The 23,399-nt window shown below is 61.8% G+C and carries 17 protein-coding genes and 1 tRNA gene; 5 read left to right on the top strand and 13 right to left on the bottom strand.

What is annotated here, in order from left to right; genetic code table 11:
- The first annotated feature begins 22 nt into the window (after positions 1–22).
- The 4 genes from BSY17_RS19425 to hflX all read left to right on the top strand — a co-directional run bounded on the left by BSY17_RS19425 (position 23) and on the right by hflX (position 5,758).
- On the top strand, positions 23–2,293 hold the full coding sequence (locus BSY17_RS19425; protein ID WP_069066702.1) for a sensor histidine kinase: 2,271 nt from the start codon (positions 23–25) through the stop codon (positions 2,291–2,293).
- Entirely contained in the window at positions 2,283–3,653 is a 1,371-nt protein-coding gene (gene ntrX / locus BSY17_RS19420) for a nitrogen assimilation response regulator NtrX (protein ID WP_069066701.1), read from the top strand. Before BSY17_RS19425 ends, ntrX begins: the two co-directional genes overlap by 11 nt.
- A 142-nt stretch (positions 3,654–3,795) precedes the next feature.
- A complete protein-coding gene (gene hfq, locus BSY17_RS19415) occupies positions 3,796–4,278 on the top strand; it encodes an RNA chaperone Hfq (RefSeq protein ID WP_037474544.1) in 483 nt (160 codons plus the stop codon).
- Between the two features lie 145 nt (positions 4,279–4,423).
- Positions 4,424–5,758: a GTPase HflX gene (hflX, locus tag BSY17_RS19410; RefSeq protein ID WP_069066700.1), complete on the top strand. Its 1,335-nt coding sequence runs from the start codon at positions 4,424–4,426 to the stop codon at positions 5,756–5,758.
- On the opposite strand, the gene mazG is transcribed toward hflX, so the two are convergent.
- The 12 genes from mazG to BSY17_RS19350 form a co-directional block, all read right to left on the bottom strand.
- The gene (mazG, locus tag BSY17_RS19405) at positions 5,755–6,534 is read right to left on the bottom strand and encodes a nucleoside triphosphate pyrophosphohydrolase (RefSeq protein ID WP_069067094.1); all 780 of its coding nucleotides are present in this window, start codon (positions 6,532–6,534) and stop codon (positions 5,755–5,757) included. The two genes, hflX and mazG, sit on opposite strands and share 4 nt — an antisense overlap.
- A gap of 147 nt (positions 6,535–6,681) precedes the next feature.
- On the bottom strand, positions 6,682–7,686 hold the full coding sequence (locus tag BSY17_RS19400) for an IS30 family transposase (protein ID WP_069064301.1): 1,005 nt from the start codon (positions 7,684–7,686) through the stop codon (positions 6,682–6,684).
- 127 nt (positions 7,687–7,813) lie between these two features.
- Entirely contained in the window at positions 7,814–9,109 is a 1,296-nt protein-coding gene (locus tag BSY17_RS19395) for an MFS transporter (protein WP_069066699.1), read from the bottom strand.
- Positions 9,106–9,726, bottom strand: a complete 621-nt coding sequence (locus BSY17_RS19390) for a retropepsin-like aspartic protease family protein (protein WP_069066698.1) — start codon at positions 9,724–9,726, stop codon at positions 9,106–9,108. Before BSY17_RS19390 ends, BSY17_RS19395 begins: the two co-directional genes overlap by 4 nt.
- A complete protein-coding gene (locus tag BSY17_RS19385) occupies positions 9,726–10,517 on the bottom strand; it encodes an MBL fold metallo-hydrolase (protein ID WP_069066697.1) in 792 nt (263 codons plus the stop codon). Before BSY17_RS19385 ends, BSY17_RS19390 begins: the two co-directional genes overlap by 1 nt.
- The gene (locus tag BSY17_RS19380; RefSeq protein WP_069066696.1) at positions 10,514–11,287 is read right to left on the bottom strand and encodes a TatD family hydrolase; all 774 of its coding nucleotides are present in this window, start codon (positions 11,285–11,287) and stop codon (positions 10,514–10,516) included. The genes BSY17_RS19385 and BSY17_RS19380 overlap by 4 nt, the downstream gene beginning before the upstream one ends.
- A 5-nt stretch (positions 11,288–11,292) precedes the next feature.
- A complete protein-coding gene (gene metG / locus BSY17_RS19375) occupies positions 11,293–12,861 on the bottom strand; it encodes a methionine--tRNA ligase (protein WP_069066695.1) in 1,569 nt (522 codons plus the stop codon).
- A 44-nt stretch (positions 12,862–12,905) separates the two neighbouring features.
- Positions 12,906–13,877 carry an AAA family ATPase gene (locus BSY17_RS19370; protein ID WP_069066694.1) on the bottom strand — a complete coding sequence of 324 codons (972 nt, stop codon included), beginning with the start codon at positions 13,875–13,877 and terminating at the stop codon, positions 12,906–12,908.
- Positions 13,874–14,500: a dTMP kinase gene (gene tmk, locus BSY17_RS19365; RefSeq protein ID WP_037475519.1), complete on the bottom strand. Its 627-nt coding sequence runs from the start codon at positions 14,498–14,500 to the stop codon at positions 13,874–13,876. Before tmk ends, BSY17_RS19370 begins: the two co-directional genes overlap by 4 nt.
- Complete coding sequence (locus BSY17_RS19360; RefSeq protein WP_069066693.1) at positions 14,497–15,660, bottom strand: D-alanyl-D-alanine carboxypeptidase family protein; 1,164 nt, start codon at positions 15,658–15,660, stop codon at positions 14,497–14,499. Before BSY17_RS19360 ends, tmk begins: the two co-directional genes overlap by 4 nt.
- A 45-nt stretch (positions 15,661–15,705) precedes the next feature.
- Entirely contained in the window at positions 15,706–16,596 is an 891-nt protein-coding gene (locus BSY17_RS19355) for an SPOR domain-containing protein (protein WP_069066692.1), read from the bottom strand.
- Positions 16,580–17,629, bottom strand: a complete 1,050-nt coding sequence (locus BSY17_RS19350; RefSeq protein ID WP_069066691.1) for a lytic murein transglycosylase — start codon at positions 17,627–17,629, stop codon at positions 16,580–16,582. The genes BSY17_RS19355 and BSY17_RS19350 overlap by 17 nt, the downstream gene beginning before the upstream one ends.
- A gap of 134 nt (positions 17,630–17,763) precedes the next feature.
- Between BSY17_RS19350 and BSY17_RS19345 the strand changes: the two genes are divergently transcribed.
- Positions 17,764–17,853 (top strand) — tRNA-Ser (locus tag BSY17_RS19345).
- Positions 17,854–18,009: 156 nt separating this feature from the next.
- Here BSY17_RS19345 and BSY17_RS19340 read toward each other — a convergent pair.
- Positions 18,010–23,397 (bottom strand): glycosyltransferase, encoded by a 5,388-nt coding sequence (locus BSY17_RS19340; protein WP_083217165.1) that lies wholly within the window; start codon positions 23,395–23,397, stop codon positions 18,010–18,012.
- Positions 23,398–23,399: the final 2 nt, after the last annotated feature.

Genomic DNA, 23,399 nt, shown 5'->3' with positions numbered 1-23,399 from the left:
GGGTTGTTGTAACAAAGCCACTATGAGCGGCGCGACCACATTTTCCCGGCGGGCATCGACATGGCGCCGACGATTGCCGCCTTTCCTGCGGCATGGCCGCCTTGCGACGCTGGTTGAGGGCGTAACGCTCGCCCTGTTCCTGGGCGTCGCGGTGCTGACCTATCAATTGTTGGCGGGCGGGAGCGCGCCGTCGGGCGACCTGCTGACCCCGCCGATTATCGCGCTGTTGCTGGTCGCCAATCTGGTGCCCGCGATCGCGCTGCTGATGCTGTTGGGGCGGCGCGTGGCCAAGCGGCGTGCGGCGCAATCGGCGATCGGCAGCGATGGGCAGTTGCACGTCCGGCTGGTCGCCATCTTCTCGATCGCGGCCAGCGTGCCGATGCTGCTGGTGGTAATCTTCGCGTCGCTGCTGTTCCAATATGGCGTGCAATTCTGGGCATCCGACAGCGCGCGCGGGATGCTGCAAAATGCCAGCGACCTGGCGCGCGGCTATTATGAGCAGAATCTGCGCGAGGTGAGCGATGAAACCGTCACCATGGCGGACGATCTGCGCGATTATCTGACCCAGTCCGATGTCTCCAGCCCGCGCTTTGCCGAAGGGTTCATCTTTCAGGTGGTGACGCGCAAGCTGAACCGTGCGTCGATCATCGAGGTCGGCAAGGACGGTGTTGCGCGCACGGCCGCGACGGTCGAACCGGACAATCGCCCCGCATCCGAGATATTGACGCCGGAAGTCACCAAGCGGCTGGCGGCGGGCGAAAATGTCGTTGTGCAGGCGCGGCAGAACCAGATCGAGGCGGTGACGCTGCTCTATCCGGGGTCGAAAATCTATCTCTACGTCACACGCAATGCGGGCAGTTCGTCCTTTTCCAATGCGGAGCGGGCGAAGACGGTGATCGCGGACTATGACCTGTTCGCGGCGCAGTCGCGCGCGTTGCAGTTGCGGTTCAACATTGCCTTGTTCGTGGGATCGCTGCTGCTGGTCGGTATTGCCGTCTATATCGCGCTGGCGGTGGCCGACTGGATGGTGCGGCCGGTCAATGAACTGGTGACGGCGGCGCGGCGGATCACGGCGGGCGACTTGTCGGCGCGCGTTACCAGCCTGCAAAGCCGTGACGAGATCGGCACGCTGGCAGCGGCGTTCAACCGGATGACGCAGCGGCTGGAAGCGCAGACCGGCGCACTGGTGGGCGCGAACAGCCAGTTGGACGAGCGGCGCGCCTTCATCGAGGCGATCCTGTCCGGCGTCAGCGCTGGCGTATTGTCGGTCGATCGTGACGGCGAGATCCAGTTGCTCAACCGATCGGCTGCGGCGATTTTGGTGGAGGAGGGCGATGATCCGGTCGGTCGGACATTGGCCGAGATCGCGCCGGAATTGGCGGAGTTCATCGCGTCGGGCGACGGCGCTGGCATCGTGCAGGTGCGCGCGCATGGCGACCTGCGCACGCTGGCGGTCAAGCGGTCCGAGGATGCGTCGCGCCATATTCTGACGTTCGACGATATTACACAGCAATTGTCCGATCAGCGCCGCGCCGCCTGGTCCGATGTTGCGCGCCGGATCGCGCATGAAATCAAGAACCCGCTGACGCCGATCCAGCTGGCCGCCGAGCGACTCCAGCGCCGCTATGCCGAGGAGATCACCAGCGACCGGCCGACCTTCACCCGGCTGACCAGCACGATCGTTCGGCAAGTGGGCGATCTACGCCGGATCGTGGATGAATTTTCATCCTTCGCGCGGATGCCCAAGCCCGTGTTTCGGCGCGAGGCCGTGGCCGATATTGCGCGCCACTCCTTGTTTCTACATGAGGTCGCGCATCCGGCGATCCGCTTCGAATTCCATACCGACCAGCCCGACCTGGAACTGGTATGCGACCGGCGGCAATTGGGGCAGGCGCTGACGAACATCGTCAAGAATGCGGTGGAAGCCATTGAACCTAAGCCGGTTCCCGACGATGGCAGTCCGCGCGGTCATGTTCGCATGACGCTGGCGGGTGAGGGCGACGCGCTGATCATCACAGTCAGCGATGACGGCATTGGTTTGCCGCCCGAACGCGACCGCATCCTGGAACCCTATATGACGACGCGGACCAAGGGGACGGGTCTGGGCCTGGCCATCGTCAAGAAGATTGTGGAGGAGCATCTGGGGGAAATCCGCTTCGACGATGCGCAAGGTGGCGGTGCACGCGTGACGTTGCGGTTTGCCGCAGGTGCGCTGGAACGACTGGAAGAGGGGCAGGTAATCGCCATGCCCCAAGGTAATTTGACGGGAAAAGTGACGGCCAATGGCGCTTGATATTCTGATAGTCGACGATGAAGAGGATATTCGCGATCTGGTCGCGGGTGTTCTGGAGGATGAAGGCTTTACCGCCCGCACCGCCGGCAATGCCGACGCCGCGATCGAGGCGCTGGACGCACGTCGTCCTTCGCTCGTCCTGCTCGACGTTTGGTTGCAGGGATCGCGGATGGATGGGCTGGAACTGCTGGACGAGATCAAGCGGCGTGACCCCACCATTCCGGTGCTGATGATTTCGGGCCATGGCAATATCGACACTGCCGTCGCCGCCATCCGCAAAGGCGCAGCCGACTTCATCGAAAAGCCGTTCGAGGCCGACCGGCTGCTGCATCTTGTCAGCCGCGCCACCGAGACCGAACGGTTGCGGCGCGAGAATCAGGTGCTGCGCGCGCGGTTCGGGCAGGATGACGAATTGACCGGCAGTTCTGCGTCGATCAACGGCGTGCGCGCCACGATCAAGAAGGTGGCGGGCACTGGCAGCCGCGTGCTGATTTCCGGGCCGGCGGGCGTCGGCAAAGAGATTGCCGCGCGGATGCTGCATAGCTGGAGCGGGCGGGCCGACTCGCCCTTCATCATCGTCGCCGCCGCGCGCATGGACCCCGACCGGGTCGAAGAGGAATTGTTCGGGCTGGAGGACCAGAGCGGCCTCGTCCGCCCCGGCTTCCTGGAGCAGGCGCATGGCGGCACGCTCTATATCGATGAAATCGCCGACATGCCGATCACCACGCAGGGCAAGATATTGCGCGTGTTGACCGACCAGAGCTTCACGCGCGTTGGCGGCCAGCGCCATGTGAAGGTGGATGTGCGGGTTATTTCGTCCACGGCGCGCGACCTGGCGGGCGAGATTGAGGAAAGGCGATTCCGTGAGGATCTTTTCTATCGCCTCAATGTCGTGCCACTCGCCATTCCGCCATTGTCCGAACGGCGCGACGATATCCCGCCGCTGGTCGAACATTATCTTGCCCGCTTCGCCGCAGAACGCCGTGTGCCGCCGCCGGAAATGGCGAGCGATGCCATGGCTGCGCTGCAGGCCAATGAATGGCCGGGCAATGTCCGCCAGTTGCGCAATGTCATCGAACGCACGATGATCCTGGCACCGGGCGACCGGATCGGCCGGATCGAACTTGACATGCTGCCGCCCGAATTGACCAGCGGTGGCGGCGGGGAGGGGATGGGCCAGTCCGCGATCATGGGCGCGCCGCTGCGCGAAGCACGCGAGAGTTTCGAGCGCGAATATCTGCGCATTCAGATCCGTCGTTTTTCGGGCAATATCTCGCGGACCGCGACTTTCATCGGCATGGAACGATCGGCATTGCACCGGAAATTGAAGCTGTTGGGGATAACCGACGACAAGGAATAGACGCGCGCCATTCCCCATGGACGACTGTTCGCAATTGCGATACGATCGTTGCGCCTCCGACAAGCGGGGGCAAGCAAGACACCCTGCTTAAGGGCGCACGAGCGGGTAACGTCCCGCCAAGAATAAAGGACTGGCGACGACCATGGCCGACAAAATGAACAATTTGCAGGATATTTTCCTCAACAGCCTGCGCAAGAGCAAGACCCCGGTGACCATGTTCCTGGTCAAGGGCGTCAAGCTGCAGGGCATCATCACCTGGTTCGACAATTTTTCCGTGCTGCTGCGCCGCGATGGCCAGTCGCAGCTTGTCTACAAGCATGCCATTTCGACAGTCATGCCAGCGCAGCCGATGGACTTGTCCGACCTGCGCAAGGCGAGCGAGGGCAATGGCAAGGCCAAGCTGCTGCAGGAAATCTTTCTGTCGGCCGTCCGCAAATCGGGCAGCCCGGTGACGATGTTCCTGGTCAACGGCGTCATGCTGCAGGGCGAAATCGCCGCCTTCGACCTGTTCTGCATGTTGCTGGAACGCGATGGCATGGTCCAACTCGTCTACAAGCACGCCATTTCGACGGTCCAGCCGCTCCATGCGCTCGACCTGACTGGCGAGAATGAACAGGACGATTGACCGACCCTGCGCGGATCGCACGCGCCGTCCGCATTTCATCGAATACTAGTCTATGCGCTCCCGCGCAGGCCGTTGTCCCGTTCCTCCGTTGAACCGGGTAATTGTCTGTTCGGGAGCGTCCTGTGTTTTGAGGCGTTAAACTTCTATGGCCATATTCAATCGCGATTCCGAAGATGAAGTGGCGCGCGGCGCGCGCGCTGTCGTCGTTCATGCCGAAACCCATGGGGGCGACCGGCGCGACAGCGACGCCCGGCTGGAGGAAGCGCGCGGCCTCGCATTAGCGATCGGGATCGATGTGCGTGCGGCGCAGGCGTTTCGGGTGCGGGATCGCAAGCCCGCCACCTTGTTCGGCAGCGGTCAGGTCGATCAGATCGCTACACTGGCGCGGCAGGAAGAGGCCGACCTCATCATCGTCGATAATAGCCTGTCTCCCGTGCAGCAGAGCAACCTCGAAAAGGCGTGCGAGGCCAAGGTCATCGACCGAACCGGGCTGATCCTGGAAATCTTTGGCGAACGCGCCGCGACCAATGAAGGGCGGCTGCAGGTCGAGCTGGCGCATCTCGATTATCAGGCCGGGCGCCTGGTGCGCAGCTGGACCCATTTGGAGCGGCAGCGCGGCGGCTTCGGCTTTCTGGGCGGTCCGGGCGAAACCCAGATCGAGGCGGATCGGCGCATGATCCGCGATCGCATGGCGAAGATCCGCAAGGAACTCGATCAAGTCACGCGCACGCGCGGGCTGCATCGCGCCCGGCGGCAGCGCGCACCTTGGCCGGTGATTGCGCTGGTGGGCTATACGAATGCAGGCAAATCGACGCTGTTCAATCGCATGACCGGCGCTGACGTCATGGCGCAGGACTTGCTGTTCGCGACGCTTGATCCGACCATGCGCCAGATCGCGCTGCCGGGCCTCGACAAGGCGATCCTGTCCGACACGGTGGGCTTCGTCTCCGACCTACCGACCCAGTTGATCGCGGCGTTTCGCGCCACGCTGGAAGAAGTGTTGTCGGCCGACTTGATCGTGCATGTTCGCGACATTGCCCATCCGGACAGCGATGCGCAGCGCGATGATGTGCTGGATGTCTTGGGTGAACTGGGCGTCGCAGGCGAAGCTGCGCTGGAGCGGGCGGAGGGTGAACCGCCCGCGCCACTGATTATCGAGGCGTGGAACAAGCTTGATTTGTTGGATGCCGACGCCGCTGTGCTGGCGCGCGAAACGGCGGCGCGGCGCGATGATGTGGCGATCCTGTCGGCGCTGACCGGGGAGGGGGTAGAGCAGCTTCAACGTATGATCAGCGACCATATGACCACGGGTGCGAAGGTCTATGGCCTGCGCATTCCGGTGTCGGATGGCGCGGCGATGGCCTGGCTCCACGAACATGGCGAAGTGCTGTCGACGGATGTGGAAGAGGAGGAGAGCCGCGTCGAGGTGCGGCTGTCCGATGCGGCCTTTGCGCGGTTTGGGAAGCGCGGCGAGGCTTAGGCCGTTTTCTCCTGCCGCTTGGCTTGCTGCCATAGTTCTTCCTTCGCTTCCAGCGAGAGGGCGGCGAAGTCGGCGCCAGCCTGCTGCTCCATCGCGCGGAAGCGGCGATCGAATTTGGCATTGCCTGCGCGTAGAGCAGCCTCCGGGTCGACCTTCAGATGGCGTGCGAGGTTGACCACGGCGAACAACAGGTCGCCGACTTCCTCGGTGCGTTCAGCCTGCGTGGTCGCGGCGCGGACTTCGTCCAGTTCCTCGACGATCTTGTCGTTGACGCCGACCGTATCGGGCCAGTCGAAGCCGGTACGGGCGGCGCGCTTCTGTAGCTTTTCGGCGCGAAGTAGCGCGGGCAGGGCGTTCGCCACACCGGCAAGCGCGCTGGGGTCCGGTTCCTTTTCGGCCCGTTCGGCGGCTTTGATCGCCTCCCATTGGGCATGGCCGTCTTCGCGCCGTGCGTTTTGTCCGAAGACATGGGGATGCCGCCGGGTCATCTTTTGGGTGATGCCGTCGATCACATCCTGCAGATTGAAGTGACCGGCCTGTTCGGCCATGCGGCTGTGGAAGGCCACCTGGAGCAGCAGGTCGCCCAGCTCATCGCACAGTGCCGCCATATCGTTGCGCTCGATGGCGTCGGCGACTTCATAGGCTTCCTCGATCGTATAGGGTGCGATCGAGGCGAAATCCTGCGCGATGTCCCATGGGCAGCCCGTGTCCGGGTCACGCAACCGCGCCATGACGGTGGCAAGCGGCATGATGTCGGCGGGACTGGCTTTGGACATGGGCGGTTCCGGCTGTTGGAGAATTTGATCCAGCCGATAGGGCCTGTGCCCGGCTATGGCCAGGGCGGTTTCGATTTGAAGCGCGACATCCATGGGATGCGTAGCATTTCATCCAGGGTGGGGCGAGCCCCACCCTGGATGGCAAATCTACCGGGCGTTGAGGAGGGTGATTTGCTCTCCCAGAACGTCATGCGGGGTGCGATAGTTCAGGCACTTGCGAGGGGTGCTGTTGATGCGATCAGCAACGGCCTGGATTTCCTTATCCGATAGCAACGCCAGGTCCGTGTCAGACGGCAGGAAGCGCCGTATGCGACCGTTGCTGTTTTCCACGCTGCCCTTTTGCCAGGGTGCCGATGGCAGGCAGAAATAGCTCGTCATCGCGAGTTTCTTCTGGAGTGTCACAAAGGCAGCAAATTCCGTTCCCCGGTCAAAGGTGATGCTCTGACGCAGGGAAGGGGGCAGCATGTGCAAGTGGTGCTGGATTCCCGACATGACGCCGGCGGAATGCCGACTGGGATTGCGGGCGAGGATAGTAAACCGGCTGCGGCGCTCGACCAGCGAGGTGAGGTTGGCTTTGCCATATTCCAACCTGAAGATCATCAGGTCGCCTTCCCAATGACCAAAGCTGCTGCGATTACCGATTTCGGAAGGGCGTTTGCCAATGGTGTTGGCCAAAGGGATATGCAGACCGCGGGGCTTGCGCGCATAGCGCTGCCGTCGAGATCGACGGGCAACAGGCAGAAGGCGCCACAGGCCCTGGCTTCGTCCGTCCGGCCCATAGACGAACTGGTAGATGGTCTCGTGACAGACGGCTTCACGATTACCGCGATGGCGTCGAAGGTATCCCGCAATCTGCTCCGGCGACCAGGCTGCTGACAAGCGGTCGGCGATATAGGCGGCAAGCTCGGGCTTTCGGGCGATTTTGCCGCCACGCACCCGGCGCCTGTCCGCCATCGTTTGTGCGGCCGTTGGAAAATAGCCACGAAACACCGGCTCGTCATCGAGATGCTGATTACGTTTGAGCTCGCGATAGATGGTCGAACGATGTCGCTGCAGCGACGCTGCTATCTGATGCACGGACCGCCCGGTTGCAGCCAGTTGATAGATCTGTCGCCGCTCATCCAAACCCAGATGCTGGTAGCCGTTCATCATGTGCCTTCCTGGAAAGGGGATCAAACCCCTATAAATCCTAGGATTTCGCACTTCGATCTAGAATCCACCCAGACTCGATCATAAAGTCCGATAATAAGGATTATGTTAAATATGGTGCGGCGTTGTCTCAGTCTTCCTGGATCTGGCTATGCGCCTGGGTGTCGCGCATCCGCACATAGACCACCAGCGAAATGGCGATCATCACCGTGACATAGATGTAAAAGGCTTGCTCCATGCCCGCCTGCTTGAACCACAAAGCGACGAACTCCGCCGTCCCGCCAAACAGCGTATTGGCCAGGGCATAAGGCAGCGCCACCCCCAACGCCCTGATGTGAGCGGGAAAAAGCTCAGCCTTCACTACGGCGTTGATCGAGGTGTAGCCAGTGACGATGATCAGCCCGGCCATCACCAGCAGACCGGCGATCAGCGGGTCTTTGGTCACGGCCAGCGTCGCGAAAATGGGATAGGTGCATAGGACGCCCATGACGCCAAAGCCGATCATCAGCGGCTTGCGCCCGATCCGGTCGGACAGCGCGCCTGCGACCGGCTGGAGCAGCATGAAGGCGAACAAGGTCACGGCGTTGATCTGCGAGGCCGTTTCCCGGCTGAGGCCACTCGTGTTGACCAGGAATTTCTGCATGTAGATCGAATAAGCGTAGAAAGCGATCGTGCCGCCAGCGGTCAGCAGCATAACCGTCAGCGTTTCGCGCGGATGGTTGGTGATGAGTTCGACGAAGCCGGACTTGGGCGCGCCTGCCGCTTTAGCCACGGCAAAGCTCTGCGTTTCGGCCAGGCCGCGCCGCAGCCAGAAGACGATCACCGCCAGCCCGCCGCCGATGAAAAAGGGTATGCGCCAGCCCCAGGCATCCAGTTGCGCTTCGGTGAGCGTCGCCTGTAAGATCAGCAGCACGCAGATGGCGACCAACTGCCCGGCGATCAGCGTGACATATTGAAAACTGGAGAAGAATCCGCGCCGGTTCTTGCCCGCCATTTCCGACAAATAGGTCGCGCTCGCGCCATATTCGCCGCCGATCGACAGGCCCTGCATCAGCCGCGCCAGTACCAGCAGCAGCGGCGCGGCGACGCCTATCGTCTCATAGCCTGGCGTTACCGCGATCAGGAGCGACCCCGCGCACATCAGCGCGACCGACAGCGTGAGGCCACTCTTGCGACCATGGCGGTCGGCATAGACGCCCATCAGCCATGCGCCGATCGGCCGCATCAGGAAGCCGACCGCGAAAATCCCGGCGGCGCTCAGCAATTGGGCGGTGCGATCCTGGCTTGGGAAGAAATGCGGCGCGAAATAAAGGGTGAAGGCGGCATAGGCATACCAGTCATACCATTCGACCAGATTGCCGGTCGAGCCGCCGATAATGGCCTTGAGCCGCTGGCGCTGGGTGGGTGGTGCGAGCGATGGCGTCATGGCGTCAGCACCATCTCGCCATTCTGCACGCCCCAGCTTTTGAGGCGGGAGAGCATGTTCATGCCGATGACATTCATCTCTCCAAACGCGGGCGAGACGACAACGGGCAGGTCGCTGGCCGTCACCGGGCCGATGGTCAGCGTGGCGATGCTCGACCGGCGCGCTTCGACCTTGCCGTTTGCGGTGGTCATGACGACACCGGGCTCGCCGATGTCGTAATTGAGGCCTGCCGCACGGGCGGTCGGTTCCGACAGCGCGGTGACGGTCGCGCCGCTGTCGATCAGGAAGCGTGCGGGTGTGCCGTTGATGCTGGCTTCGACCCAATAATGGCCATCACGGGCCACGGGAATACGGATGGCCTGTCCCTCGGCGCGGACGGGAGGTAGCGTGGGCGGTGCATCGCTGACCGGCCCGCCCTCCTCCGCCCAGCGGCCGGTGAGATAGCCCTGCTGCTGCGCCAGGGTGAACAGCCCGAACAGCCCCGCGAAGATCGCCACCCATAAGAGCGCTAGGCGCAACAGCGATCCCCAGGCCAGCCTTCGCCCGATCAGCGCTGATCCGACCAGCACGAGCGCGAGGACATACCAGAGGGTCGATGCTGCCTGATCGCCGTCCATCAATCCCCCTGCTCTGCCGTCGCCAGTTCCACGGTCATGCCGTCATAGCCGGGTTCGACGCCGCTGGGGAGTGTCCGCCGCAGCGTCGCATAATCCATGCTCTGGTCCATATGCGTCAATATGGCCTGGCCGGGCTTGGTTTGTGCGATGCTGTCCAAAGTAAGGGCAAGGTGCGGATGGGTCGGGTGCGGCTTTTCGCGCAGGGCATCGACTACCCAGACATCGAGTCGGTCATAGAGCGCGAGCATTTCCGGCGTCAGCTCATGGAAATCGGTGGCATAGCCGATCGACCGGCCGCCATGGGTGAAGCGGAACCCGGTGGACCAGATGTCGCCATGAGGCTGATCGACGCAGGCGATGTCGATGTCGCCGATCCGCAGGCTGTCGGGCAGGATATGCGGGGCGATGGTCGGGTGATAGCCGTTGCGCCCTTCAAAGGCATAGGCGAAGCGCTGCGACAAGAGCCGGAGTGTCTGTTCGCGCGCATAGCCGGGCACGGGCGAGCGGCGATGGTGGAAGAGTTGGCGGACATCGTCGATGCCATGGCTGTGATCGGCATGGTCATGCGTCCACAAGATGGCGTCGATTTGGACCACATCGGCGGCGAGCAATTGCGCGCGCATGTCGGGCGAGGTGTCGACCAGGATGCGGGTGGTTGGGCTTTCGACCAGGATGGACACGCGGCTGCGGCGGTTCCTCGGCTCGGTTGGGTCGCAGGTGCCCCAATCATTGCCGATGCGCGGCACGCCGGACGAGGTGCCACTGCCCAGGATGGTCAGTTTGAAACTCATGCCACCTTCTTGAACAAGGTGCGGAAATTGGCGGACGTCGCGGCGGCCAATTGTTCTATGCTTTCACCGCGCAGGGTCGCGAGGAAGCGCGCGGTGTCCGCGACGAAGGCCGGTTCGCAGGGGCGACCACGATGGGGCACCGGGGCGAGGAAGGGCGAGTCCGTTTCCACCAGCAGCCGATCCAGCGGCAGGCGAGCCGCTGTCTCCTGCAAATCCTTCGCGCTCTTGAAGGTAACGATGCCCGAAATGCTGATGTAGAAGCCCAATTCCATCGCCGCATCGGCAAAGGCGCCGCTGGCGGTGAAACAATGGATGACGCCGGGATAGGCCCCCTTCCCCATTTCATCGCGCATGATCGCCAGCGTGTCTTCCTCCGCATCGCGGGTGTGGACGATCAGCGGCAGTCCTGTGTCGCGCGAGGCGGCGATATGCGCGCGAAAACTCTTCTGCTGCCGGTCGCGGTCGCTATGGTCGTAATAATAATCAAGGCCGGTTTCGCCGATACCGACGACGCGCGGATGCGCGGCTCGTTCGACCAGCTTGGCGGTATCGACATGGGGATGCTCGTCGGCTTCATGCGGGTGGATGCCGACCGTCGCCCAGACGTCGGGCGCACGGATTGCGGTGTCGAGGACGGCATCCCACTCGCTCTCGCGGGTCGCGATATTGAGCATCAGGTCGATGCCGGCCGCGCGGGCGCGTTCCAGCACATTCTCCTGATCCTCAATCAAGCCCTTGTAATTCAAGTGGCAATGGCTGTCGATCAGCATGACGATCAGGCGTCCGCTTCGGTCAGTTCGAGGCGGGGGAAGAGCGGTTTAGGGGCGGCGAGAATGAAATCGCTTTCTGCCAGCGGCGAATACCAATGATCGCCAATCGCTTCATAGGTCCGCTTGTCAGCGGGAATGCCCATGTGATCGAGCAACGCCGTAGCGCTCGCCGGGACAACCGGCAGGACGGCAACAGCGAGTTGGACGATCGCTATATAAAGCGTCGCCAACACCGTTTCCATCCGCTGCGGATCGGTCTTGCGCAGGCTCCATGGCGCTTGCGCGTCGATATACTGGTTGCAGGCAAAGGCTGCGCGCAGCCAGGCATCAATCGCGACCGACGGCGCCAGGTCCTCCATCGCTGCTGGCATGTCCGTGCGCACAACGCGGTCGATCAAGTCGATCAAGTCGGTATCGGCGGCGTCATGGCCATGGATTGCCGGCAGATAGCCGTCCAGATTCTTCGCAATGAAGCTCAATGTGCGCTGGGCCAAGTTCCCAAAGGCGTTCCCAAGATCGCTGTTCGACCGCTGGACAATCGCTTCCGCGCTGTAGCTGCCGTCATTGCCGAACGTGACTTCTGACAACAGGAAATAGCGCAACTGATCGACGCCGAACCGCTCGGCCAGTGCGATGGGATCGGCGACATTGCCGACCGACTTGGACATTTTCTCGCCGCGGTTGAGCAGGAAGCCGTGGCCGAAAATCTGGCTGGGCAAGGGCAGCTTCGCACTCATCAGGAAGGCTGGCCAGTAAACGGTATGGAAACGCACGATATCCTTGCCGATGATGTGGGTGATATCACCCCCCTCGGCCCAGTAGCGCGCCATCCGCGCCGCATCGTCGGGATAGCCGCAACCGGTCAGGTAATTGGTCAGCGCATCGACCCAGACATACATGACATGGCCGTCGCTGCCCGGCACCTTCACGCCCCAATCGAAGCTGGTGCGCGAGATGCTGAGATCGCTCAGGCCGCCTTCGACGAAGCGGAGGATTTCGTTGCGGCGGCTGTCGGGCTGGATGAAGCCGGGCTGGCTTGCATATAGGGCCAGCAGCCGATCCTGATAGGCGGACAGGCGGAAGAACCAGCTTTCCTCGACGGTCCATTCGACCGGCGTGCCCTGGGGCGAGAGTTTGACGCCCCCTTCCCCTTCGACGATTTCCTTCTCGTCGTAAAAGGCTTCGTCGCGGACCGAATACCAACCTTCATACCGACCAAGATACAGGTCGCCATTGGCCTCCATCGCCTGCCAGATCGCCTGGCTGGCGCGGTGATGATCCGGCTCGCTCGTGCGGATGAAGCGATCATGGCTGATGTTGAGAACCGACGCCATGTGCTGGAAATGCGCGGCCATTTCATCGGCAAGCGCGCGCGGTTCGATGCCGCGTGCGCGCGCGGCCTGGTCCATTTTCAGGCCATGCTCGTCGGTGCCGGTCTGGAAAAACACGTCGCGGCCCATCATCCGCTGGAAGCGGGCGATCGCGTCGGTGGCGATCACCTCATAAGCGTGGCCGATATGCGGACGGCCATTGGGATAGCTGATGGCGGTGGTGATGGTATAGGGTTTGGACATGGCGCCTTCCCTAGCGGCTGTTCGCCTGCGCGCAAAGTCGCTTTTCAGGCGGCGCGCGGTGCCAGCGCCGCGACATGGCCCGCCAGTTCAAACACCACTGCCGCCGGATCGAGCGACAGGATGATCGCCCCGCCCGCGAGCCGCCGCGCTTCCTCCCAATGGTCGAGCGCCACGCCAAGGGCGGGACCATGGCGGTGCCGGGCCGCTTCGGCGAGGAACGCCGGCGCGCGTTCCAGAAAGGCTTCATAGCGGGGACGGGCCGCCTTGGTCGCCAGCGTTTTGGCGAGCAGGAGCCGCTGCCGGTTGCCAGGATCGCCATCGGTCGCGATCGACGCCAAGGCTGCCTCGATTTCCGCCAGATTAAGCCCGGCATAACGCAATGCCTTGCCCGGCGACCCTTCCCCTGCCCGGACCAGTGCGTCCATCTCCGCGGGCGACAATTCCCCCTCTCCTGCGTGCAGCACGGATCGCATCGCCGCATCGTCGAGCGGATCGAAGCGCAGCGTGCGGCAACGTGAGCGGATGGTCGGCAGCAGGCGGCCGGGCGCGTGGCTGACCAGCAGGAACAGCATGTCAGTGGGCGGCTCTTCCAGCGTCTTGAGCAGCGCATTGGCCGCGCCGCGTTCCAGATCGTCGGCGCTGTCGATCACCACGATGCGGCGCGTCGATAGCGACGGGGCCGATTGAAGCAGCCGTCCGAGCCCGCGCACCTGATCCACGCTGATGTTCCGCGCGGTGACGCCATCCTTTTCCAGCGGCGCAAGTTCGGCATAGTCGGGATGGGCACCGGCATCGATCAGGTGGCGAACCCGATGGTCATCGGGCACGGCAAGCCCATCCCCCTCGACCTTCGGCCCTGCGGCGTCGGCAAGCAGGCGCAGCGCCAGCGCGCGGGCGAAGCTGCCCTTGCCGATGCCGCGTGGGCCGCTCAATATCCAGCCATGATGCATCCGCCCGCTGGCCGCCGCGCCGATTAGCAAGCGGGCTTGGGCGTCATGGCCGATCAGCGACGTCATGGCAGCAGATCGGCCAGCGCTTCGAGCAAGCGGGCGGTGACGGCATCCGCTGCGCCCGACGCATCGATAGGCCGGAAACGGGCGGGTTCTTCGACGGCAAAGCGGGCGAAAGCGTCCGCGACAGCGCGATGGAAGGTGCGATCCCGCCCGCCGATCCGGTCGGATATGTCGCCATCGCGGGCGCGGGCGCGCGTTTCAGCGTCCGACTGCGGCAGGGAGAGGAACAAGGTCCGGTCGGGGAGGAATCCGGCGCTGCCGATCCGGTGCAGCGCTACTATGTCGGCATCGGTCAGGTCGCCCTGTCCCTGATAGGCCCTGCTCGAATCGAGATAGCGGTCGGACAACACCCAGGCACCCCGCGCCAAGGCGGGACGGATCGTCTTTTCGCCATGGTCGGCGCGCGCGGCGGCGAACAGCAGGGCTTCGGCGCGCGGGCTCCAGCGATCCGCGCCGCCGGTGAGCAGCAACGCGCGGATGGCTTCCGCGCCTTCGCTACCGCCGGGCTCGCGCGTTTCGACAACTTCCAGCCCGCGCGCGCGCAGGGCAGCGGCGAGCGCGCGAAGCTGGGTCGATTTACCCGCGCCCTCTCCGCCTTCCAGCGTGATGAAGCGGCCCGGACTCACCCGAACAGCGACTTCATGCCATTCCAGATGCGGCCGAACATACCGGCTTCCGCCACATCTTCGCCGGCCACCAACGGCATGACCTGCGGCGGCGTGTCGGGCGTCTGCACGATGAGCTGGGCGATCTGCTGCCCCTTGGCGATCGGCGCCTTGATCGGGCCGGTATAGACGACCTTGACCTTGACGTTGGCCGACGCGGTGCGGGGCAGCGTCACCGCCATATTATGCGGCGCGACCAAAGGCACGGTCGTCGCGCTGCCCAACTGGACCTCGGCGGTTTCGACCACCGCGCCCTTCTTGAACAAAGGCTGCGCCTTCCACGCCTTGAAGCCCCAATCCATGAAGCGCACCGATTCGCCGATGCGGCCATTGAAGCTGGTCAGACCGGCAACGACCATGACCAGGCGGCGGCCATCCTGTTCGGCCGACCCGGTGAAGCCATAGCCCGCTTCCTGCGTGTGCCCGGTCTTGAGGCCGTCTGCGCCAGCGATCTTGCCCAAAATGGGGTTGCGATTGCCCTGGCTGATGTCGGCCCCGCCCATCGTCTTGCCCCAGGTGAAGGAGCGCGCGGCGTAGAAGCGCTTGTAGAGATCAGGCGTTTCCTCGATCGTCGCCTGGGCGAGGCTGGCGAGATCTTCGGCTGTGACATAGGTCACGCCTTCATCCGGCCAGCCATTGCTGGTGCCGAAATGGCTGTTCTTGAGGCCCAACCGCTTGGCTTCCTCGTTCATCTGCGCGACGAACGCCTGTTCGGTGCCTGCAATCCCTTCGGCCAGCACGACGCAGGCGTCATTACCCGACAGCGTGACGATGCCATGCAGCAGATTTTCCACCGAGACTTGTTCGCCTGCCGACAGGAACATGGTCGATCCGGCCTGCGGCCCGTGCCACTGTTTCCAGGTTTCGGGGCGCACGGTGAACATCGTGTCGAGCTTCAATTCGCCGCGCTGGATCAGGCGGAAGGCGACATGCGCCGTCATCATCTTCGCCATGGAGGCGGGCGGCATCCGCGTCTGGCCACCCTTGTTAAAGAGAACCGCGCCCGACGACAGATCCTTCATATAAGCGATCGGCGCTTCGCTGGTGTAGGGCGGCGCGGCGGCAGTCAGGGGCTGGGTCAACAGCCCGGCGAAGAGGAGGACTGCAACGGACTTGTTCATGACACTGCCTTCAATGGAATGGAATCGTGCGGCGCTGCGCCGGGTCTATCGGGCGTCATTAGCGATGATGGGCGCATTCTCAAAGCCCCCTGCTGCGGCGGCCCGGACGCCCGCCTGCGCCGCGGTTCGGGTAGGATAGGGGCCAAAGCGCACGCGCCAGAGGCTGCCGCCCTCGATGGCGGTTGCGCCGATGCGTTTGGCGAGCGTTTCTGCGCGGTTGCGGGAGGAGAAGGCCCCGACCTGGACGACATAGCCGCCCTTGGTCGTGACGGGTGGCGCGGGGGACGTCGCGGGCGGTTTGGGGGATATGGGTGCGCTGGCGACTGACTGGCGCGGCGGCAATTTGGCCCGCAAAGGCGCCAGCAGCGCGGCGGGCGTTTCCAGTCGTTCGGCGGCGCGTTGGTGGGCGCGCAGCAGAGCGCGATCCTGCTCCGGCGGATTGACGCGGCGCACCCGTACGGGCGCTGCACCGGCTCCGATGATCCCCAATTGCTCCGCCGCGCCGCGCGACAGGTCGATCAGCCGATCATTGGCGAATGGCCCGCGATCATTGATGCGCACCAAAATGGTCTTGCCGCTATCGAGCGCGGTCACCTCGACATAGCCGGGCAAAGGCAAGGTCTTGTGTGCGGCGGTGATCGCCATAGGCATGAAGGCTTCGCCGTTGGCGGTCTTGTTGCCCTGCAATTCTTCCCCATACCAACCGGCATAGCCGACCGCGTCATAATTGGGCGCGTCTTCGGGTGTGTAGGTGACGCCCGCCACGGTGTAAGGTGCCCCGATCGTGACCGGCTCGTCGGCGACCATCGGCATCTGTGGCACCGGGCGCGGCGTGGTCGTCGGTGGTGCCAGTGGTGGCTCTGCGCCACAGGAGGCCAGCACCAGCAGCATGCCGGCTGCCGCTGACGGCGCACCTGCCCTATTGTTTGACCGCATCGGCCAGCAACCCCACGGACAGGGCGTAGAAATTGGAGCAATTATAGTCGAGGATCGCGCGGTAATTGCCGGTCAGCAGATAGGCGGTGTTGCCCGGCCCATCCGGCTCCAGCAGCGTCGCCATCACGCTGTCGGCCGGCCAACTGTCCCGCGCCAGCGACATGCCCATCTTGCGCCATTCGGCGATGGTCAGCCAACGGCTATGCCGGTTGAACACGCGCGGGCAGCGTGCTGGCTGCGTCCGGGCCGTAACGGCCGCGCGGTTGAAACCGCTCGGCACATTGACCGCCACGCCCCAGGGTTGCCCGGCGCGCCAGCCCGACTGCACGAAATAATTGGCGATCGACGCCAGGGCGTCGGCCTCGCTGGTCCAGATGTCGGCCTTGCCATCGCCATCGCCATCGCGCGCCAGGCGCAGATAGACGCTGGGCAGGAATTGCGGATAGCCCGTTGCGCCTGCCCAACTGCCGACCAGGCGGCTGCGCGGCACGCCATTGTCCAACATCTTGAGCGTCGCCAGCAATTCGGGTTCGAACAGCGTCCGCCGACGCCCTTCCCACGAAAGGGTCGCGAGCGAACGGATCAGATCGAAGTCGCCAGTATAGGAGCCATAATTGGTCTCATGGCCATAGATCGCGACCATGATTTCTTCGGGCACGCCGGTTTCCGCCTCGATCCGGGCGAGACGCGCGCGATTGTTACGATAGGCAATCCGGCCGCGATTGATCCGCGCGGAATCGACATGTTTCACGCGATAAGGCTCGAAATTCGGGATCGGCGAATAAGCGCCGCCACCCGGCTGGCTCTGGTCCAGTTCGATGACGCGCAGATTGGGTGTCAGCGTGGCAAACACGCCATCGAGCGTCGCATCCCTGATCCCCATCGCCCGCGCCTTGGGCCGGATGCTGTCGAGATAAGCGCGGAACGCCGCGTTGTCCTGCGCCACGGCCGGGGTCGGCGCGACGCTGCAGGCGGCGACGCCAGTCAGGCCAAGCAGCAGCGAAAATATGGATGTATGCAAAGAATCTCCCATAGCCCCGTTGTTGCACAGGCAGGAGGCGAGGTGAATCCCTTAATGGCGCGTCGGCCCCAAGAAAGGGATGAACCGATCGATCGACGATTTTTGCGCTTGGCAACGCCGTCCGGCGCGCTAGGAAGCGGGACAACGGAAGTGTGGCCGAGTGGTTTAAGGCAGCGGTCTTGAAAACCGCCGTGGGTGCAAGCTCACCGTGGGTTCGAATCCCACCGCTTCCGCCAGAAATCGCTAAATGCGACATATCCCACTCAAATACGGCAACGAAATTTGGCGCGACTTAAATCTCGTTGCCGTGCTGTCCAAAGACGGCCAGGCCCGCGATAGCAAGCAAGATGCACTATCGCGGGCAAGACATAGCGTTCATCTTAATTCGTTCATCAAGACGCCATTCGGTTCACGTCCCAATGTAGACGCTTTTCCTGCACGAGCCCCTGAATCATGCCTTCCATCGTTCCCGCTACACGGCTCCAATCGTGGGCATGAAGCCAGTCGTGCATCGCGGCCTGGACAGTCCTTCTTTCTTCCGGGCTACGCAGTAAACGCCCGATTACCTCGGCCAGCACTTCTGGATCATTATTGTCCGCCCATGCGGCTGCATCACCCAGTTCCGCGAAAATCTTCACCCGCGTTGCGACAAGCGGGACCATGCTCGCGAGGGAGACGCGGACGGCTCCACTGGCCGAATCCGTGCTTTCGCTATAGGGTAATGCGATGATGTCGCACGCAGACAACAGGCCGTTGACTTCCTCGATCGGCATGAAGGCTTGATGCCATTCGATGGCGTCATACACGCCCAAGGATTTCGCCAACGCCTTGCATTCGGAAATATAGGCTTGATGGCCTTCGCCTGGAAACTGGGCATTGACTAGGCGAAGCTTAAGATTGGGCCAGTCCTGACGGAGGATCGCGGCCGCGCGAATAAGCTTGTCTATGCCCTTATGCTGGAAAAAGAAGCCGTGGCATCCGATGATGGGCGCGTCGTGCTGGGTAAAACGCTTTGGCCATGGTGCCTGATCCGGCGCGAATGCGCCATGGGGCAACAGACCGATATTATGCTTTAACCCCATCGACAAAAGGAAATTCATATCCGCGATATTGTGGACAAGAACCCTGCTGAATTTACCGAGTCCTTCCAGCAATGTCATCAGTTCATGCGAACTGGCGCGTGCCATGTTACCGGCATTATGGAGAACAACGACCGTCACCTTGCCAACCAAACGATCATCTAGCGCCAAACGGCCGAGTTGATCCCAGGATAGTAGTCCATCCTGATGCTGAATGACCAGAGCTTCGGCGTCGATGTCTTCGACGGCATTCAAGATATCGTCGATCTTGGGCACATTATCGACGGCCCATGTCGGAATGTGGCGCGGGACCGACGACACACGCCGGGGCGTGCGATGATCACATAGGACGGTTAGTTCGCGTTGGGCCGCTGGCGAAAAGTGATCGACGATATATTGCGAATATTGGGCGATGCCGCACTGGACGCCCCAGGTGCTGACCCAAGCTACACGCGCTTTTTCGCCATTCGACGTATCGAGCAGATTTTCGACCATCGCTGTATAACGATGGAGCCATGCCATCTTATCGCTTTCCCGCGCGGCCGCGATAAGAGCACGTTGCCGACGTTCTTCTATCACCATGTCCTGATCCGGGTCGGCTTGCTCCCGCAACGCTGCCGCCAGATCTTCAACGTCCGGTTCCACCCACAAGGAATGGTGCCCGCTCACATGGCTTTCCGAACGTGCGAAGCGATAGTCGATGAGACGCGCTTCCCGCTCGCTGCAAAAATCACGCTGCCCACCATGACCGGTAACGATCAACGGCAATCCGGATGCCATCGCTTCAAGCGCAGGTAAATTATACCCTTCCCCACGCGATGGCAAAACCATGACGTCGGCATCGGCGTAAAATTGTAGCAGTTCATCACGCTCGACGTCCCGGTTTATGATCTCGACCGTTGCGAGGTCGGGATAGCGCGACACGAGTTCTTCCAGTTGCTGCTCGACATCATTGTGCGGGTTAGGAAAAGTCTTGATGACCAGACGCACAGGATCGGCAGAGGTAAATGCCTTAGCCCAAGCCGCCAGCAGAATGTCGATACCCTTGCGCTTGAAGCAGGACGATACATGAAGGAAACGCACTTCCTTACCGCGCGGGCTTCGTCCGCCAGCCAGCGCTTGATAAGGTTCGATATCGACCGGTTGGCCGATCGTCGCAATCGGAATCGACAAGCCAGAATCGAGAAGCGCGTTCGTTACAGTACGTGCAGGCGAAATTATAGCGTCGAAATTCTTACCCAAACGTTCGATTGTGTGTTCTGGGACAGCGCTTTCTTCCCAAAAGAACAGGGCCATCATCAGACGATAAGAGCCGTCGGGCACTATGACCGGATAATGATGGCTGATAACAACTTCATTGCCATTGTCCGGTGCAGCTCGCCCTGCCAACTCGATCATGAGGGGCTTGTCGTCTGCAGGCACACCTTCTGTATGGTCTATGGGATCTGTTTCGATTGCAAGAAAGCGCGCCTGACCAGGGAAGCTCGCTTCCAGCGATCTTGCAAGCATGCGATTGATGATCGCGAGGCTGTAGCTTCCCAAGACATGTCCCGCGACCACATGGCCAAGGTCAGCAGCATGGGTGCCACGATGGGCCATCGTCAGCGGCTTGTGTCTCTCCGCAAGCCATATGTTGATCGCGTTCCACATCGCCGCCGAGAAATGCCTCTTGGCATCCGCCATAACATGACTATCGCCCAGAATATCAGGGCAATTGAGAACCGCTACCGGAATATCGGCATCGTCTAGAGCCTGCATACAGGCATCATGCGAGGCCGGTCGGGATGATGTCGCATCCGACATTTCCTGCCGCAGCCCCGTCATGGAAATGCCATTGGAGAGGACAGTCTCCTCAATCCAGGTCATGAGCATCCCGGCAAAAGATGGTCTTAACCCATCACGCTGAAACGCCAGGCTATCCATGACAATATAGTCCAGCGCGACGCCATCATTACGCGCTGCCCGAAGCAGGTCGAAGTTATTTTTGGCGAAAGAATGAAACAGGTCGGACCCGACGATGCGGTCACCGATTTGAGGCGTGAGAAGATGGTCCTGCAGACAGCTATTGGCAATCTTGCAGACATGGGCGGCAAATTGATTGCCGACGACAAAATGCCCACCGTCGGCATAGATGGCGCGTACCCTATTCCCGCCTTGCCGGAATATCTCTTCAAGCCAATAACTGGTGATGCGATCAAGTCGGTGGCTCGGATCAGGTTTTGCAAAGGCGGTCAAATCGAAGTAGATTTGAGGCGCTTTCTGGCAGGCTTCATTGCGAGCCAGCGCGATAGCAACCTTTGCCAAATCATTTTCGTCCGGCCGACTTCCGCGGACGTCTTCCGGCAGTCTCGCAATAAGGCGTTTTAGGACTTCGGCGTCTGCGCGCTTTGCTGGCGGCTTACCGCTCATCTGGCGCGCTGCCTCGACGGCACCAGGCATGGCCGCGCCCGTTATGTTATCATCCCGCACGAGGGCCTGCGCCGAATCAAAAAATTCGACCAACTTCGAGCACTTTGCTCCAACCAGATGGCGAGCTAGATAAAGGCGCGGTGGCGGGCAGTCGATGGACATCCTTTTACGGATCGCATCCGGCAAGCCATCATCGACGATCAGGACATCGGCCGTTGACAGCAGTCCACAATACACAGCGTCCAGATCACAGCTAATCCGGACAACGCCAGACACCAATTTGCTGATATTGACGTCGCCCGCCTGCCGGTCATGCAGGTCGCAAAAAACCACGAGAGACGGCGCGTCTGTTACAGCGACAAAAGCCGTACGGAAATCCCGAATGATGCGGGAAGCGGCATCGTCATCGGCAGCAACTGCCACGATAACAGCGGACGCTGCGTTTACACCGACCTTTTCGCACAGTGCCCTACGGGCCTGGTCGGAAAGCGCAATGGGCATGATGTCGGTCCGGCAGGCCACTTGTCCGACTGCCGAGTCAGCCTCGACATAGAGATGGGCGGCACGGCTTGCCAAATCCTCAATCAGCAGGTCGATCATCTCATTTGCAGAAACTTCGTTCGCCGCTGCGCGTGACAGCCCCCCAAAGCCGGCGGCCTCGAACATAGCCAGTTCCGCGCCATCGAAAAGGCGCCGGCCGGTCAATTTATTAGGAGCAGGAGGAGCCAGACGCTCCACCAGTATCAGGTCGCCCTTTTGGCGGCGCATCAGTCGGCGGAAAGCGGCATCGGCCATATAATCGGCACTGTAGAGGATATGATGAAAGTGATCCGCGTGGGTTTCGAACCACTCGACGTTCCTGATGGCGCAATTGGCCTGCAACCATTCGCTTACCGGCGTTCGGCTCGTGCTGATGATCGTAAGGTCAAACCTGTCTGCGAGCGCGGCTGCCAAGGCATTGTTGACGCCAGAGAGTCGATGTTCGGGTGGAACGTCCATCATCAACAGCGCCATTTCCATCCGCCTGGATGGCATGCCCCCTTCATCCTGTACGGTAGCAGAGGTAGACGGGCGGCTCTCGCGCAGCAATTTTTCAAGCGCGTCGAGCGCGACGGTTGCAGACTTTTCCCATGTGAACAACGCCGCACGCCGCGGGCCAAAATCGCGCAATTCCTTCTCAACCGAAGGATTGGCCAGGATGCGTTCGATCGCTCGCCCGATTTCGACGATGTTGGCAGGATCGGGCGCGAGATCGGATCGACCAACGACTTCGGGAATGCTGGTTTTCGACGAACCTACGACGGGGGCTCCGCAGGCCATGGCCTCCAATAGCGGAAGGCCAAAACCCTCGCTAAAGGATGGAAAGGCGAATGTGCTGCTGTAATGATAGAGCGCAGGCAGATCGGCATCGGAAACAAAGCCAGGCAACACAATGGTTTCCGGGTCCATCCCCTCCGCCCTCGCCAAGTCGTGGATATAACGCTGCGCAAAGCTGTCCATCTTGCCGGCAAAAACAAGTTGATGCCCATCACGGACGCTCTTGGACATGCTGCCATAGCCTGCAATCAGTCCTTCGATGTTCTTACGCGGCTCCAAAGGACTGGCCATCATCACATAGGGACGGGAGATCCCATATTTTTCCAGGAGATCCGCTCTTTGCGCGGAGCTCCATTTCGGCGCGCGAAACTGTTCATCCACACCGCCATAGGCAACAACCACCTTGTGATCGGCAATGCCGAGCTTGGCGATAGCGTCATCTCCCGCGTAGCGCGAAACTGCAAGCAACAGATCGGCGTGGCGGGCGTCGTTCAAACGGCGAAAATAGGCAGCACGATCATGTTCCCCGCCCAAATGACGCGCGGGATCTTCCAAAGGTATCAGGTCGTGTAAGGTGATGACGTTGAGATAGGGCGCGTCGCGCTCCACAGAGACAACCGTATCGTCCCAAAAGCCCTCGAACAGGCTAGGAACGAACACGACGTCGGGCGCCAGGCTTTCGAGAAAATGCGCGCGCACAAGTTCAGCCGCGCGATTGCGCCATGCATTTGACGGATCCGCCGCCGTAGCCATGGGAGGCACCGAATAGGTAACGACAGAGCTAGGCGGAAGCAGCCCCTCAAACGAACGACGGATATCATCCACGGATTCGGAGAAGGATCGATTAAGCGCAATGATGAATTCATGGTTTCTACCAGCCTTTACCATCGCGCGGGCCATGGACATGGCGTATCGGCCGATTCCACGATGTCGGCTGCCATTCTGACATGCCTGCAGATCTATAACGATGCGCATCT

Source organism: Sphingobium sp. RAC03, from assembly GCF_001713415.1.
GTDB lineage: Bacteria > Pseudomonadota > Alphaproteobacteria > Sphingomonadales > Sphingomonadaceae > Sphingobium.
The sequence above is the reverse complement of the archived record's forward strand: the minus strand, read 5'-3'. Positions and strand labels throughout refer to the sequence as shown.